This is a genomic window from Enterovibrio norvegicus DSM 15893, from assembly GCF_900115495.1.
GTDB lineage: Bacteria > Pseudomonadota > Gammaproteobacteria > Enterobacterales > Vibrionaceae > Enterovibrio > Enterovibrio norvegicus.
This window is the reverse complement of the sequence record NZ_FOWR01000021.1, coordinates 22,627-37,076: the sequence shown is the minus strand read 5'-3', so window position 1 is coordinate 37,076 and position 14,450 is coordinate 22,627. Positions and strand designations below refer to the sequence as shown.

14 protein-coding genes are annotated in these 14,450 nt (G+C 49.5%); 5 read left to right on the top strand and 9 right to left on the bottom strand.

What is annotated here, in order from left to right; genetic code table 11:
- The first annotated feature begins 84 nt into the window (after positions 1 to 84).
- The 4 genes from BM082_RS14205 (at position 85) to BM082_RS14190 (ending at position 4,914) form a co-directional block, all read left to right on the top strand.
- Positions 85 to 315: a hypothetical protein gene (locus BM082_RS14205; RefSeq protein WP_017011225.1), complete on the top strand. Its 231-nt coding sequence runs from the start codon at positions 85 to 87 to the stop codon at positions 313 to 315.
- Positions 316 to 624: 309 nt separating this feature from the next.
- Positions 625 to 2,448, top strand: coding sequence for an assimilatory sulfite reductase (NADPH) flavoprotein subunit (locus BM082_RS14200; RefSeq protein WP_017011224.1), 1,824 nt, complete (start codon positions 625 to 627; stop codon positions 2,446 to 2,448).
- Positions 2,448 to 4,166 carry an assimilatory sulfite reductase (NADPH) hemoprotein subunit gene (gene cysI, locus BM082_RS14195; protein WP_017011223.1) on the top strand — a complete coding sequence of 573 codons (1,719 nt, stop codon included), beginning with the start codon at positions 2,448 to 2,450 and terminating at the stop codon, positions 4,164 to 4,166. Before BM082_RS14200 ends, cysI begins: the two co-directional genes overlap by 1 nt.
- Complete coding sequence (locus tag BM082_RS14190) at positions 4,159 to 4,914, top strand: phosphoadenylyl-sulfate reductase (RefSeq protein ID WP_074927441.1); 756 nt, start codon at positions 4,159 to 4,161, stop codon at positions 4,912 to 4,914. Before cysI ends, BM082_RS14190 begins: the two co-directional genes overlap by 8 nt.
- Positions 4,915 to 5,263: 349 nt before the next feature.
- On the opposite strand, the gene BM082_RS14185 is transcribed toward BM082_RS14190, so the two are convergent.
- From BM082_RS14185 to BM082_RS14150, 8 genes are all read right to left on the bottom strand, one after another.
- A complete protein-coding gene (locus tag BM082_RS14185; RefSeq protein ID WP_074927439.1) occupies positions 5,264 to 5,854 on the bottom strand; it encodes a DUF2380 domain-containing protein in 591 nt (196 codons plus the stop codon).
- A gap of 2 nt (positions 5,855 to 5,856) precedes the next feature.
- Positions 5,857 to 6,726, bottom strand: a complete 870-nt coding sequence (locus BM082_RS14180; RefSeq protein WP_074927436.1) for a quinoprotein dehydrogenase-associated putative ABC transporter substrate-binding protein — start codon at positions 6,724 to 6,726, stop codon at positions 5,857 to 5,859.
- A gap of 9 nt (positions 6,727 to 6,735) precedes the next feature.
- Entirely contained in the window at positions 6,736 to 7,113 is a 378-nt protein-coding gene (locus BM082_RS14175) for a hypothetical protein (protein ID WP_017011218.1), read from the bottom strand.
- 25 nt (positions 7,114 to 7,138) lie between these two features.
- Positions 7,139 to 7,588, bottom strand: coding sequence for a plastocyanin/azurin family copper-binding protein (locus BM082_RS14170; protein WP_017013315.1), 450 nt, complete (start codon positions 7,586 to 7,588; stop codon positions 7,139 to 7,141).
- Positions 7,589 to 7,695: 107 nt separating this feature from the next.
- Positions 7,696 to 9,507, bottom strand: coding sequence for a methanol/ethanol family PQQ-dependent dehydrogenase (locus BM082_RS14165; RefSeq protein ID WP_017011216.1), 1,812 nt, complete (start codon positions 9,505 to 9,507; stop codon positions 7,696 to 7,698).
- 533 nt (positions 9,508 to 10,040) lie between these two features.
- Positions 10,041 to 10,871 carry a quinoprotein dehydrogenase-associated SoxYZ-like carrier gene (locus BM082_RS14160; RefSeq protein ID WP_017013317.1) on the bottom strand — a complete coding sequence of 277 codons (831 nt, stop codon included), beginning with the start codon at positions 10,869 to 10,871 and terminating at the stop codon, positions 10,041 to 10,043.
- Between the two features lie 15 nt (positions 10,872 to 10,886).
- Complete coding sequence (locus BM082_RS14155) at positions 10,887 to 11,819, bottom strand: quinoprotein relay system zinc metallohydrolase 2 (RefSeq protein WP_017013318.1); 933 nt, start codon at positions 11,817 to 11,819, stop codon at positions 10,887 to 10,889.
- Between the two features lie 26 nt (positions 11,820 to 11,845).
- On the bottom strand, positions 11,846 to 12,343 hold the full coding sequence (locus BM082_RS14150) for a rhodanese-like domain-containing protein (protein WP_017013319.1): 498 nt from the start codon (positions 12,341 to 12,343) through the stop codon (positions 11,846 to 11,848).
- Between the two features lie 214 nt (positions 12,344 to 12,557).
- On the opposite strand from BM082_RS14150, the gene BM082_RS14145 reads away from it, so the two are divergent.
- Positions 12,558 to 13,496: a LysR family transcriptional regulator gene (locus BM082_RS14145; protein ID WP_017011212.1), complete on the top strand. Its 939-nt coding sequence runs from the start codon at positions 12,558 to 12,560 to the stop codon at positions 13,494 to 13,496.
- Positions 13,497 to 13,586: 90 nt separating this feature from the next.
- Here the strand turns inward: BM082_RS14145 and bamJ are convergent, their stop codons facing one another.
- Positions 13,587 to 14,207 carry a BamJ family beta-barrel-assembly machinery protein gene (gene bamJ, locus BM082_RS14140; protein ID WP_017011211.1) on the bottom strand — a complete coding sequence of 207 codons (621 nt, stop codon included), beginning with the start codon at positions 14,205 to 14,207 and terminating at the stop codon, positions 13,587 to 13,589.
- Between the last annotated feature and the right edge of the window lie 243 nt (positions 14,208 to 14,450).

Here is a 14,450-nt window from a genome sequence, read left to right as displayed (position 1 = left end):
GCCGTGCTGACGACTATGCTTTTACCAGACTATGCATGTGGTTAATCGCGTAACCCTAAGCATTGCAAAAAGCAGGAAGAGCCAATGACAAAATCAGAACTACGTTCCCTCTACAGTCAAGAAATGCTGGTGGAAGCCATGATCGAACCGTCGCTGTCGAGCGATGGCTGGATTGTCGAATTTCGCCATGCCCGCGGGGGACTTGTGCCATTAACAGATGGAAACGGCGTAGAACAGTGCTTCGGCGACGTTGATATGGCGACAGAAAATGCCTTGGACGTGGGCTTTCATCAGGTACGTATCGTCGACATGTGATCCGGTCTATTCCAGTTGTTCAGCCTCTTTTGTCTTTCCGTTTTGAACGCTGAAACACAGCCTTAGACCTTCAATGTAACCATAACTGCAGTCTTTACTCTGGCTGTGGTTTTTCTCACCTTAAAACCTCACGCCTTTCTCTCAAGCGCCATCCTTTTTAGGGTCGGTTGGTATACTCTATGTCACAGTTTCTGACCGAATTTGCACGATATTCAAACCCAAAGTTATAAAACATGCATTTCTATTATTTTTAGTTATTACGGCGAATGGCTAATCTATGCTCACGAAATAGAAAAGGAATGTCGTGACATGTTACTCAAGGAACTTTCTGCACTGGCAAGCCCGCTTAACGATCAGCAGATCGGTCAACTTCAACAGACCGTGGCAGAACTGTCGCCACAGCAGTTGGCGTGGATTAGCGGATATTTTTGGGGTTTAAGCCAAACACCTGAAGCAGCAGGTAGCAACCCACAACCACTTGCTCAAGCGGTTGCCACTGCGGCAAAGCCTGCGGGTAAGCTGACAATTATTTATGCCTCTCAAACCGGTAATGCGAAAGGTGTTGCTGAAGCACTGGAAGCGAGCGCGAAAGCTGACGGCGTAGACGTGGCATTGTTCTCTGCCGATGATTACAAACCCCGTGATCTGGCGAAAGAGACGCACGTGATCATCGTGGCATCGACCAACGGTGAAGGCGAGCCGCCTGATAATGCGATTTCCCTGCATGAATTCCTTCAGTCTAAGAAAGCCCCTAAGCTCGACAAGCTGCAATATGCAGTGATTGGTCTGGGTGATTCAAGCTACGAATTCTTCTGCCAAACCGGTAAAGATTTTGATGCTTTCCTCTCTAAGCAGGGTGCAAAAGCGATTGTGCCGCGTCTCGACTGTGACGTGGATTATGACGCGGATGCAGAAACTTGGAGCGCAGATGTTCTGAGTAAAGTGAAAGACACCATTGGTGGTGGCGTTGATGAAGTGGTTGTTCCTCTTCACGCAGCAACCACTGCAGGTGCTGCATCGGCTTATAACAAACAAAATCCTTACGCGGCAGAGTTAGTGACGAACCAGAAAATTACCGGTCGCGATTCAGGTAAAGACGTTCGCCACATCGAAATTGATTTGGGTGAGTCGGGTCTGACTTACCAGCCGGGTGATGCGCTGGGCGTTTACTACAGCAACGGTGCAGAACTGGTTGATGAGATTTTGGCGAAAGTTGGTCTGACGGGCGATGAAAGTGTCGACGTGGCTGGTGAGTCATTGTCACTGCGTAAAGCATTGACAGATAAGTTTGAAATTACGTCAGCGAACCCACAACAAGTGGCAGCGTACGCTGAGCTTTCTGGTAGCAAGAAGCTTCAAAAGCTGGCCGAAGACAAAGATAAGCTTCGCCAGTATGCCAACAACACCCAAGTGGTCGATGTGCTTGGCGAGAAGAAAACCAAACTCACTGCCGAGCAGTTAGTGGGTCTGCTACGTAAGCTGACGCCGCGTTTGTACTCTATTGCATCAAGCCAAGAAGATGTGGGTGAAGAAGTTCACTTGACCGTGGGTTTGGTGGAATTCCAACATGGTGACAATACGCGTTTTGGTGGTGCTTCTAGCTTCCTATCGCATCGCGCTGAAGATGCAGAGTCAGTGAAAGTATTCATTGAACACAATAACAACTTCAAGTTACCTGCTGATGATAACGCACCGCTTATCATGGTTGGCCCTGGTACAGGTATCGCACCTTTCCGCGCCTTCATGCAAGAGCGTGATGCGCGTGGCGCAGAAGGGAAAAACTGGTTGTTCTTTGGCGACCGTACCTTCACCCAAGATTTTCTCTACCAAGTAGAGTGGCAGAAATTCCTAAAAGACGGTTTGTTGACCAATATCGACCTTGCCTTTAGCCGAGATCAAGCTGAGAAAGAGTACGTTCAGCATAAAATCCTCGAGCAAGCTGCAGCGGTTTGGGAGTGGCTACAAGAAGGTGCATACCTTTACATCTGTGGCGACGCGACCCACATGGCGAAGGATGTCCATGAAGCATTGATTACGGTTGTTGAGCAACAAGGCGGCAAAAGCCGAGAAGACGCAGAAAGCTACTTGAATGAACTGCGTAAGGCCAAGCGCTATCAAAAGGATGTGTATTAATGAGTGACAAGAAAGTTGAGTTGGGTACAGAGCTTGGCCCACTAGCGGACAATGAGCGCCTTAAAAGAGAAAGTAATTTCCTGCGCGGTACGATTGAGAAAGATCTGAAAGACCGTGTGACGGGTGGATTCACAGCAGACAATTTCCAGCTGATCCGTTTCCATGGCATGTACCAGCAAGATGACCGTGATATTCGTGCTGAGCGTCAAAAGCAAAAGCTTGAGCCGCTGCAAAACGTGATGCTGCGTGCACGTATGCCCGGTGGCATCATCTCGCCAGAGCAATGGTTGGCGATTGATAAGTTTGCGACTGACCACACCATGTACGGCAGTATTCGTCTGACGACGCGCCAAACATTTCAGTTCCATGGCGTGCTGAAGCCGAACATCAAGCTGATGCACCAAACGCTGAACAAGATTGGTATTGATTCGATTGCAACCGCGGGTGACGTTAACCGTAACGTGTTATGTACCACTAACCCTGTTGAATCAGAGCTTCACCAAGAGGCGTATGAGTGGGCGAAGAAAATCAGTGAACACCTGCTACCAAAAACACGTGCTTATGCGGAAATTTGGTTAGACGGTGAGAAGGTAGAAGGTCATCAAGATGAAGAGCCAATTTTGGGCTCAAACTATCTGCCACGAAAATTTAAAACCACTGTCGTCATCCCACCGCAAAATGATGTGGATGTTCACGCAAACGATTTGAACTTCGTCGCGATTGCCGATAACGGCAAGTTGGTAGGCTTTAACGTATTGGTCGGTGGTGGCCTCGCAATGACCCACGGCGATACGGCAACCTACCCGCGTAAAGCCGATGATTTAGGCTTTGTGGCGCTAGACAAAACCTTGGACGTTGCTGCAGCGGTTGTGACCACACAACGTGATTGGGGTAACCGTTCAAACCGTAAGAATGCGAAGACCAAGTACACCCTTGATCGCGTCGGTACTGATGTGTTCAAAGCGGAAGTGGAAAAACGCGCAGGCATTACGTTTGAAGCGGTTCGTCCATATGAATTTACTGACCGTGGCGATCGCATCGGTTGGGTGGAAGGCATTGATGGCAAGCACCACTTGGCGCTTTTTATCGAAAACGGTCGTCTTTTGGACTACCCTGGTAAGCCTCTGAAAAGCGGTGTGGCTGAAATTGCGAAGATCCACAAAGGTGACTTCCGCATGACAGCAAACCAAAACTTGATCGTCGCTGGCGTGTCGAAATCCAACAAAGCGAAGATTGAAAAGATCGCCCGTGAATACGGATTGATTGACGATGGCGTGAGTGAGCAACGCAAAAACTCCATGGCGTGTGTGGCTTTCCCAACGTGTCCATTGGCGATGGCGGAAGCTGAGCGTTTCTTGCCACAGTTCGTGACTGACGTTGAAGACATTTTGGAAAAGCACGACTTGGAAGATGAGCACATCATCTTGCGTGTTACGGGTTGTCCAAATGGTTGTGGCCGAGCCATGCTGGCGGAGATTGGTCTGGTGGGTAAAGCGCCAGGACGTTATAACCTGCACTTAGGCGGGAATCGCGAAGGAACTCGCGTGCCTAAGATGTTTAAAGAGAACATCACCGATGCGCAAATCCTCGAAGAGATCGACACATTAGTCGGTCGTTGGGCGACAGAGCGTAACGACGGTGAGGGCTTCGGTGATTTCGTCATTCGTGTTGGCGTGATTGCAGAAGTGATTGTCTCCAAGAGGGATTTCTATGCCTAAATTTCAATTGTCCGATTTGCTAGGCCTGAACAAGGCGCAGCAAATCCTAGAGCTAGCACCCATCAACGCTGAACTGGAAAGCCTGTCAGCACAGGAGCGAGTTCAGTGGGCATTGGAGAATTTGGAGGGCGAATTCGCCCTCTCATCTAGCTTTGGTATTCAGGCAGCCGTCATGCTGCATTTGGTGACTCAAGCGAAACCCGACACTCCCATTATTCTGACGGACACGGGTTACTTGTTTCCTGAAACCTATCAATTTATTGATGATTTGACGAAGCAATTGTCATTGGATTTACGTGTGTACCGTGCAGAGCAGAGCTCGGCATGGCAGGAAGCACAATATGGCAAATTGTGGGAGCAAGGTGTTGAAGGCATTCAACAATATAACCGTCTAAACAAAGTTGAGCCGATGCGTCGCGCATTGGATGAATTGAACGTGAGCACGTGGTTCTCTGGCCTGCGTCGAGACCAAGCAAGCTCGCGCCAAACCTTGCCGATTCTTGGCATTCAAAATGGTGTGTTCAAGTTCTTGCCGGTGATCGACTGGACCAACAAAGACGTGCATTACTACTTGAAAGAGCATAGCTTGCCCTACCACCCATTGTGGGATCAGGGCTATGTGTCGGTGGGTGATGTCCACACCACGCGTAAACTTGAAGAAGGCATGACAGAAGAAGAAACGCGTTTCTTCGGCCTAAAGCGTGAATGTGGTTTGCACGAAGATGTGAGTGACGGCGGCGGTATCTAATATCGGTTAGTCCCGCTTTATTGAATACAAGAATGACACCTTCGGGTGTCATTTTTTATGTCTGATGGCACATGAAATGGCCTGCTTTTAATAGTTCTCAAACGTTTTTTCGACGTCTCGATAGCACTGGTCTCGATCTGCATTATTGCGAACTTTACTGCAATCTTGCTCTGCCATTTCACGGCCAATATCCGCGCTACAAGCCATTAAACTCATGGAGGCAAACGAAACGATAAATAGTGTGCTTATGATTTTTTTCATGAAAAAGCCAACCCGTGTTGAGATCCTTGTTATTCACTCTATCAACTAATCGTATGGAGATCTTGCCGCGTTGCTGTTTGTTTTGTGTTTACCTTGTCAGGTTCATCTGTGATTGGATGCGCTGAGCCAGCTTGTTAATTCCCCGCTGACTAATGCGATCTTGCTGGCCTTTGATCTCAATAATGATCTCTGGCATTGGCTGCGCCGTCGGAACATGAACAACGCGACTAATAAGATACGCAAACAGGTGGCTTGGTTTGTGAAGGCGGCTTACGATGATCCATTCCGCGTTAAGTTTTTTCCCTAACTTTGCGGCCGCCTGTGGGCGTTCAAAAAGATAGCCAATCCCTTTTTGTGCTTCGAGATACAAATGTGGAGGAACAGGCGTGATCATAAGGTTGTAGCTTTGCGCGAGTGCGTCTTTAAGCAAAGGAGCAAGCGTGGCTGTTCGGTTGATTTCTTTGATGTTAATAGGGGAGTCGCTTGAGCGTGATACCTGGTTTTGTGCAGGGGAAAGCGTCATGTCTTTCAGTTCAAAATCCAATATGGCAACTTGCGCAAAGCCAATGGGGATCCAGCCCAACAATAATGCAATGAGCGCCATGATGAGGAAGGGTTTGATGCCACTTACCGTCTTTTTCACGGCAAATGGCATCTCATTGTGTTTATTTTTGAGCATGTTCAATCATCATCGTCACCACTAAGAGGCGCTGATGACGCTTCGACCACGGGAACACCAAAATCGTTAAGGATCATGGCGATTTGCGGCGCGTTGGCATCCATGGCCATTTCGACGGTTTTCTTCCAAGGGCGTTCACCGTATCTCACGCCCATCGAGATCGGAAAATCGAAGACGCTACTGCCTTCTGATGTCATGGAGATCACCGCAAGATCGGGGTTGGACTTAGCAAAGTATCCTGCAATCGGCCCCCAGATCACCAACATATCGAATTCGCCATCAGCAACGCGATTTACCATCTTTCCTGGGTAATCTTCGGCATCACCGTTCATGATGCGGAAATAAGAGGTGTTGCCTTTAAAGCCGTTGTCTCGTAGCCAAGTCACGGCAGGAGAAGGGGCAAAAGCGGCAACACTCAGTGATTGTTTAACGGTGTCAGGGAGAGCAGCAACATCTTGTTGTGTTATCGCGGCGCCCAGCGGACCGTCTTTTTTAAAGATGATCGAATAGGACGATCGATAATACGGTTTGGTCGTGGCTGCGATATCGAATTGTGTCGGTACGCCAATCACTAGGTCGCAAGCGAAACGCCCCGTTTCATCGGAGTAATTTTTCAACGTATTGCGAATGAACCCCATCCGTTGTGGAAACCAGACATATTCCACGTCGAGGTGAAAATACTGCGCAAGTTGCTCAGCGATTTTATTCTCAAACCCTTGTTGGTCTTTGTTGGAGTAGGGCAGATTGTTGGGATCGGCGCAGACTCTCAACTTATCGGGAAGGGGGGAAGGAAAGGTGGGTTCCCCTGCGAATGAAGCGCTGGACACGGCTATCAGTAAGATCACGGAAATGAAAGACATTAAGCGAGTCATGCGAACCTCCTACTGAACACGAGTGATTTGTTGTGTCACGAAGCATTGTTGCGTCGCTTCATCGCGGAGTGCAGTCAGCTCCTTTCTGGCAGAACGGCTGTCTTTTGATGACCGAAAATAGCCGCCTCGTTCGCCTCGCATGTTGCGAAGTCGGGCAAATGCGTCGGCATGAACAAAGTCATCAAAACTCATTTCAGCAGCGATTTTGTCGAGAACACAGCTGCATCCATACATGTTGACGTAGGTCGGGCCGCCATTGAGAGACATGCACTCTTGCACGTATTTAACACGCTCGAGAGTGGGAAAGTCGTTCGCATTTGCGGACGGCGAGAGACCAAATAATGCGATGATAAGCATGATGCTAGTGGATGGAAATATGCGTGTCATATGTTGCCTCCTCATCTTATTGGCGTTATATGACTCCCTGCTTTTGGAGATGCTTTTTGAATTTCTTCAGCAGTCCTTTAGCAGGCAGTAGAGACTTATCTGTTTGAATTTCTAATAGGTAGGCATCGATCGTTCCTTCGATATCGCTTGGATTGCCGACCAGCATGACGCCACCCATGCGTGCTCCCCAATGCGGTGTGCACTTGTAAACGTAAATCCCTTCAAGATCGAACGTGAAATTCACATCAACGCCCAACTCCGTCATGATTTTTTCCGTGCCCTCAGGCACCATCGCATCAATGGTCTCAATCATATGAGCAGGCATGTTGACCCAGGAAACGTTGTCGCCGGGCTCGATAATGATGAACATGGGATCGAATTTAACACCCACTGCGCGAACTTCATGTTCTGCGGCTTGGCTGATGGAGACGAATCCCCAACATAAAAAGAGTACCCAAAATAGTCGTTTAGCCATGCGGATTCCTTTTGGTTATGCTTTAGTCGCGGGTTGTGGACGCTTTTTCGAATTTCGAATCTCGAGACGAAAAGCGAAAAGGGGAGTATTCACACCCCTTTTTCTTATTAGCTTCCCGGTAATGCAAACACGGTGAGCACACCCCCTAGCTGGGTGTAGTCAGACAGTTGGCGGTAAGCGCCAACTGCACCAAGCCCGTCGGTGTCGCCTTCAAGACCTGCTGCCATACCAATGCCTGCCCAGCCTCCAACACCAGACAAGACGGCGAGATATTGCTTACCGTTGTGCATGTAGGTATTGACGTTACCGATGATGCCGGACGGCGTTTTAAAGCGGTAAAGCTCTTTGCCTGTCTTCTCATCAACCGCTTTGAGATAGCCTTCGAGTGTGCCGTAGAACACAACACCGCCACCGGTGGCAAGCGCCCCACTCCATACAGAGAAACGCTCAGGGATGGACCAGACAATTTCACCTTTTTCTGCATCCCATGCGATGAAGTTACCCAAACCGCCGTGGCTGTTTGGCGCAGGGAACATGGAAAGGGTGGCACCAACATAAGGTTGACCTGCGGTATACGAAACTTCGAACGGTTCGTAGTTCATGCACACATGGTTGGTAGGCACGTAGAACAAGCCAGTGCGTTCACTGTAGGTGGCAGGCTGTTGGTCTTTTGAACCCAATGCGGCAGGGCAAATGCCTTCGGTATCGACATCTTCACCGTTTTGACCCGTTGAGTATTTGGCGACGACTTGAGGGCGTCCGGTTTCCATGTCTACATGGGTTGCCCAGTTCACGGCTGGGTCAAATTTCTCTGCTACCAAGAGTTCACCTGTCACACGATCGAGCGTGTAACCAAAGCCATTTCGGTCAAAGTGAACGAGGAGTTTTCGGTCTTTGCCTTTGAATTTTTTATCAACAAGGATCATCTCGTTGACGCCGTCATAATCCCACTCATCATGCGGTGTCATTTGGTACAGCCATTTCGCCATACCTGTATCGGCATCACGCGCCATGATGGTCATGGAGTACTTGTTGTCACCGGGACGTTGAGAAGGGTTCCACGTACTTGGGTTACCCGTTCCGTAGTAAATCAGGTTGAGCTCTGGGTCATAGGTAAACCAGCCCCACGTGGTACCGCCACCAATTTTCCATTGGTCGCCTTCCCATGATTCAAGGCTTGAGTCTTTCCCGATTGGCTTGAGCATAGCAGTGGTTTTTTCTGGGTCGACCAGCATTTCGTCGTCAGGGCCTGTGCTGTATGCGCGCCATGCCACGCTGCCATCTTTTACTTTGTAGGCGGTAAGATAACCACGCACACCAAATTCCCCCCCACTGATACCTGTGATGATGGTGTCTTTCACAATCAATGGCGCATTGGTATTTGTCGCGCCTAGCTTTGGATCGCCATTCACGACTTTCCAAACCACGTCGCCTGTTTTTTCATCCAACGCAACTAAAGTGGTGTCTGCTTGTTGCAGGAAAATTTTTCCATCGGAATAGGCGAGGCCGCGGTTAACCGTGTCACAACACATGACCGCGATAACGGATGAGTCTTGCTTTGGTTCATAAGACCAACGAAGCGCTTGCTTATCCATGTCAATCGCAAACACCTTGTTAGGGAAAGGCGTGTGGATGTACATGGTGTTGCCAATGACTAAAGGTCCTCCTTCGTGGCCACGTAAAACACCCGTTGAGAATGTCCATGCGACTTGGAGATCTTTGGCATTTTTTGCGTTGATCTGATCGAGCGAGCTATAACGTGTGCCTGAGTAATTCGCACCCCACATCACCCATTGATTGGGATCCTCTTGAAGTTTGAGTAACTCATCGTTTGCCTGCGATGTAGCTGAAAACAGCATGGGCAGGGAGAGTGCCGCTATCGCTAACCCGCGACTAAACGACCATTGTGCACCTTTCATAGTAACTTCCTCCGCGACAGCGTGTGAGTTCAACGCACCAAATCTTTGGATGTCTTTTCACTTGTCGGCCTTGTTTTTGAATGTAGGGACATCGCAATCCGCGGGTTGTGAGGCGCTCTTTTTCGACTTGCCGCGTCTTCTATTTGCTTCAAGGGAAAAGCGTTGAAAGAAGCGTTAGGCGGTCTACAACGATGCGGGTTCGCGTTTCAGCATTGCACCTTAATGCCATTCGGTTTCGACTAAACGGGCAGGCGAGTGTTGAAGTGCCCTGCTTCATTTACGTCGGTGATTAGAGTTTATGGCAGCATTTGAGGTTGTGTGAGGGGCAAAGAAGCACAACACTTTTGTTCTCGGGCAACAATGTCCACATGACGAGAATGGGGATTTAACCATCAGATAAATCGCGGTATTTTTATTTGTCACTGTGTGTTGCCTATTGAGAGGGTGCGCAACTTTCAAGACCCAAAGACCACCTTCACGGACGATCACTGTGTAATGAAAATTGCGCGGTGGTGCGGATGTCAGTAACGCGACTAAATATCCCACTCACTCGAAAACGATCGCCCTGTGGAGTCTTTTACGTCAGCTTTCAGCTTGCCCTTCTTGCCTTTGTCGACATGAAAGGTAAAGGTTGGATTCTCGCTAATGGAAATACCGCCGTTGAAGCGCAATACGGGCTCGCCCTCTAACGTGATGTTCACGTCGCTGACATAATCCGATGGGATCCAGTGCCGCGTGAGTTGGTCCATTTGCAACCCGCTGTAGTTTGGGTGGCTGATCAACAATTGCAGTGCCCGTGAACCGTCCTGCCCTAAGTCTTTCAGTTTCATTTTTCCCATACGTTGGCGGGCCAACATGTCATCAGCCCCCGCAGGCGCGGAGCATCCCCCAGACGCTTTTACAAAGTTCGCTGCCATGTGTAGCGAACCATCCGCGGTTCGCGCAATGACCCTGACTGGGCTGTAAGCATTGACGCGAACACGCGTCGATAAGTTGGCAATTCCGCTATTGGGCGTCATGTCAAATATGCCCACAATCGGCGATGGGTTGTTATCGACAACAAGAAAGATCTTCTCAATCGGGTTGGGGTCATCTTGCTGAACGTTCACTTTGATGCTCAATGGCACGATAGCTGCGTCTTGCGCGCGAACGGGTGTTTCGAGCGTGACCAGGGCATCTTGTGCAATTGCAGTGTCGGGGAATAAGCTGTCACGAATGGTGTACCAATTGGGGCTATCTTCCACGCTTTTGGCTGTTGCGTTGACCGTGAATGGCAGCAAGGCCAACAAACCTGCTATCGCAATGTATTTGAAATCTAAATCTTGCTTCGACGTGTTAGGTTGGCGTGCGATGATTGATTTCATGGTGTGGTTCTCCTGTTACTCCCATTCCAACTCCTTGTAGGCTTGAATAACGTTTCTCGGATGGAAAGCGTCGAACAACGCCCATTGCTTTGCGTGATCTTTCATTAAGGTGTTACTGGCAGTATTGATATCAATGTTTTGATGAATGGCGTCTCGAACCGACGCGGTGAGAGATTCAAGGTAGTGACGTTGATGAGCAAAGGCACTTCGCTCTGACAAGGTGGTTCTTAGTTGTACTGCGCCATGGCCGGGAACGACCCGTTGATAGGGCAGTTGATCGAGTTCATCCATCACGTTCAGCCACCCGATCAGGTTGCCGTCTAACGTTGGAATGTGCTCAACGAACAGCAGATCGCCGGCGATCAATGTTTGTGTTTGTTCGTCGAACACGGAGAGATCGTGGCGAGTATGGGCGCGATCGTGTGGTGTGAGCGTGATGCGTCTGTTACCAAGATCGAACTGCGTACTTGTGTCGATCAGCCAAGTCGCCGCAACGGGCGTTGTGCCTTCAAACCATGGAGCCTTGAGGCGCTGAAGGTAATACCCTGTTTTTGCCGCGAAATCTCCGGGATAGCGGAAATGGGCAACAAATTCGGGTTTCTCAGCCAGAAAAGCCTGATTACCGAAGTTGTGGTCAGGGTGAACATGGGTATTGATGACATAACGAATAGGCAGCGGTGTCACGGCTCGGATCGCCGTATATATCACCTCCCCTGCGCGTCGGCTTCCGCCTGAATCAATCAAGGCGACGGACGTTTCCCCCACAATAAAGGTGACGTTGGCGACGGGGCCAAATTGCGCCGTGAAAAGGTCGTCGATTCTCCCCTGATGAACATGCACGCCCGGTACGATTTCTTCGAAAGCCAGTGTTTTTGGCGCATTGGCGAGGACGCCAAAGGGGAAGTTAAACAAAACAAGCAGGGCTGTGATGCGCGCGAGCGTGTTCATTGGCAGTGTATTCATTGGCGACGTGTTCATGGACGAATGGGCTCTGCGGCTTCTAGCGGATAGCCCGCATCTTTCCAGCCTTTTACCCCCGCACGATACCAATAGACATGGGTTGCCCCCAATTCAAGCGCTCGTTTACTGGCATTCCACGAGTGCCAGCAGCTTGGCTCGCAGAAAATCACAATGGGCGTGTCGTCTATTGGTAAGTGGGCTTTTAGCAGCGCCACCAGATCATCCGGCACGATGCCGTGACCGACATTCGCCAACCAGTAGGTGTTGGGTAAGGTATCGCGGGTGGGCTCAATCCACAGGGTGTTTTTGACCAATCCTTCGGGTTTATTTGGCGCGGGATACACATCAATCAGGCGCGGCGTTTTTCGCTCGATAAAGGCATGAAGTTCATCGGGCGCATTAATGACCGATGCGCCGAGCAAAGTGGTCGGCACGGGGGCGCGATAGTGCTCGGTTCGGTAATCATTGGGTTCTATGACGGGCGATGAGTTTGTCTCTGCACTGATTTTCATGGCGCAAAAACAAAGCAATATCGCGCAGTTGGAGCAAAATGCTCGACACTTTCCACAATGCTTCATACTACTTTCATCCAATAAGTCTCCTACCTTAGTAGGAACGTGGCAGAGAGCTATCCAATTTGGATTAACATTAGGATAACAATCAGACCGTCACTGGGCGGACTTTATTGTTGCAGCCACAAGTAAACTTTTTTTCAGTGGGGCAAAGATGAACCGTTGGAGCGGTGTTGAAGAATTTGTTGAGGTCGTCAACAGTGGTAGTTTTACAGCCGCAGCGCGCAAGTTGGGTGTGTCCACGTCGCACGTCAGTCGTCGAATTGATGCGTTGGAAAGCCGGCTAAGCACGCGATTGCTTTATCGCACTACCCGTCAAATCACCTTAACCGAGGTAGGCAAAGTCTACTTCGAGCATTGTAATTCCTTGATCGAGGAGTTTTGCGATGCAGAAGCCTTGGTGACGCAAATGCAGACCGAGCCACTTGGCTTGCTCAAAATCACGGCACCTTCTATTTTCGGCGAAAAGTACATAGCGCCACTGGCGAACGAGTTTATCCAAGCGCACCCTAAACTCAGTGTCGAACTGCATTTTTCCAATGATATTATCGACATGGTGCATGACGGTTATGACCTCGCGATTCGCACGGGCATGCTCAAAGACAGCACCCTAATGGCAAGGCGATTAGCGCCGCGCCAGTTGTATGTGTGCGCGTCACCGGATTACATCAAAGAGTTTGGTGAACCCAAGGTGTTGGCGGATTTAGCCAATCACAATTGCCTAGTTGGATCAGCGGAAGCGTGGAGTTTTCAGGACAAGGGTGAAGCCACTCAAATGAAGGTGAAAGGGCGCTGGCATGGTAACAGTGGCAGTGCGGTCTTGGATGCGGCTTTACGTGGTATGGGGTTAGCACAATTGCCCGATTATTATGTGCGACCGAAAATCCAACAGGGCGAGTTGGTAGAAGTGCTGGCGGATTACAAAGGCCCTGATTCCGCAGTGTGGGCGGTATATCCGTTTAACCGAAATCTGTCGGCCAAAGTCCGTTTGTTCGTGGATTTCTTGTCTGATCATTTTGATGATCATCTGCCATGGGACGATGAACTTATGCTCGAAGAAATGAACCATCGACAAGCGTCAAACGACCTATGACTCTCTAAGGTCAACCGACCTAAATCTTCTCGACCTAAACGAAAAAAGCCAGCGAACATCGCTGGCTTTTTGACTACTGGTTACCTGAAATTACAGGATGTCCAGAAGCTCAACTTCGAATACTAGTGCAGCAAACGGAGGAATTGCAGCACCTGCGCCGCGCTCACCGTATGCTAGGTCTTGTGGGATAGACAGTTTCCACTTAGAGCCAACAGGCATCATTTGTAGAGCTTCAACCCAACCTTGGATTACGCCAGTCACTGGGAATTCAGCTGGTTGACCGCGCTCTACAGAGCTGTCGAACACAGTGCCGTCAGTCAGCATACCGTGGTAGTGAACACGTACTTGCTTGTCGCTGGTAGGGATTTCGCCAGTACCTTCAACAAGCACTTCGAACTGAAGACCTGAATCAGTCACAGTCACTTCGTCACGCTTCGCGTTTTCTGCTAGGAAAGCTTCGCCGTCTGCCGCTGCTGCTTTCGACGCTTCTAGGCGTACCGCTTCTGCTTGAGTGTGCAGTTCGCGCAGTGCGTTGTTGATGTCGTCGATTTCGATTTCTGGCATGTCACCCGCTAGAGCGGTTGCGATACCTTTCGCGATTGCGTCAACGTTTAGACCTTCAAGGCCGCTACCTGCTAGTTGTTGACCCATTTGTAGGCCGATGCCGTAGCTTGCTTTTTGCTCTACGGTCTCCAATTTTACATCAGACATGTCATTTCTCTTTCGTTTGTGGGTTTATACCCAAACTACATCTGAATGTAGTTTGGGTATAAAGTGTTGGAAGGATACAGGAGCAGGTTGGATCGGACAAATTTAGCTTTAGGTTGATTCCTCATTAAAGATGCTGGAAAGTACAAATGTTAGCCAATCGACGCGGATGATGCGCGAAGCCTTTAGTGGCTGACATTACGCTGACATACCCACGCTAGTTTATGCGATTCGGGTAAGATGCAC

Excerpts from the sequence above, each read along its gene's own strand:
- BM082_RS14205 (WP_017011225.1), top strand. The coding sequence starts at position 85 with ATGACAAAATCAGAACTACGTTCCCTCTACAGTCAAGAAATGCTGGTG.
- BM082_RS14200 (WP_017011224.1), top strand. The coding sequence starts at position 625 with ATGTTACTCAAGGAACTTTCTGCACTGGCAAGCCCGCTTAACGATCAG.
- cysI (WP_017011223.1), top strand. The coding sequence starts at position 2,448 with ATGAGTGACAAGAAAGTTGAGTTGGGTACAGAGCTTGGCCCACTAGCG.
- BM082_RS14190 (WP_074927441.1), top strand. The coding sequence starts at position 4,159 with ATGCCTAAATTTCAATTGTCCGATTTGCTAGGCCTGAACAAGGCGCAG.
- BM082_RS14185 (WP_074927439.1), bottom strand. The coding sequence starts at position 5,854 with ATGCTCAAAAATAAACACAATGAGATGCCATTTGCCGTGAAAAAGACG.
- BM082_RS14180 (WP_074927436.1), bottom strand. The coding sequence starts at position 6,726 with ATGACTCGCTTAATGTCTTTCATTTCCGTGATCTTACTGATAGCCGTG.
- BM082_RS14175 (WP_017011218.1), bottom strand. The coding sequence starts at position 7,113 with ATGACACGCATATTTCCATCCACTAGCATCATGCTTATCATCGCATTA.
- BM082_RS14170 (WP_017013315.1), bottom strand. The coding sequence starts at position 7,588 with ATGGCTAAACGACTATTTTGGGTACTCTTTTTATGTTGGGGATTCGTC.
- BM082_RS14165 (WP_017011216.1), bottom strand. The coding sequence starts at position 9,507 with ATGAAAGGTGCACAATGGTCGTTTAGTCGCGGGTTAGCGATAGCGGCA.
- BM082_RS14160 (WP_017013317.1), bottom strand. The coding sequence starts at position 10,871 with ATGAAATCAATCATCGCACGCCAACCTAACACGTCGAAGCAAGATTTA.
- BM082_RS14155 (WP_017013318.1), bottom strand. The coding sequence starts at position 11,819 with ATGAACACGCTCGCGCGCATCACAGCCCTGCTTGTTTTGTTTAACTTC.
- BM082_RS14150 (WP_017013319.1), bottom strand. The coding sequence starts at position 12,343 with ATGAAAATCAGTGCAGAGACAAACTCATCGCCCGTCATAGAACCCAAT.
- BM082_RS14145 (WP_017011212.1), top strand. The coding sequence starts at position 12,558 with ATGAACCGTTGGAGCGGTGTTGAAGAATTTGTTGAGGTCGTCAACAGT.
- bamJ (WP_017011211.1), bottom strand. The coding sequence starts at position 14,207 with ATGTCTGATGTAAAATTGGAGACCGTAGAGCAAAAAGCAAGCTACGGC.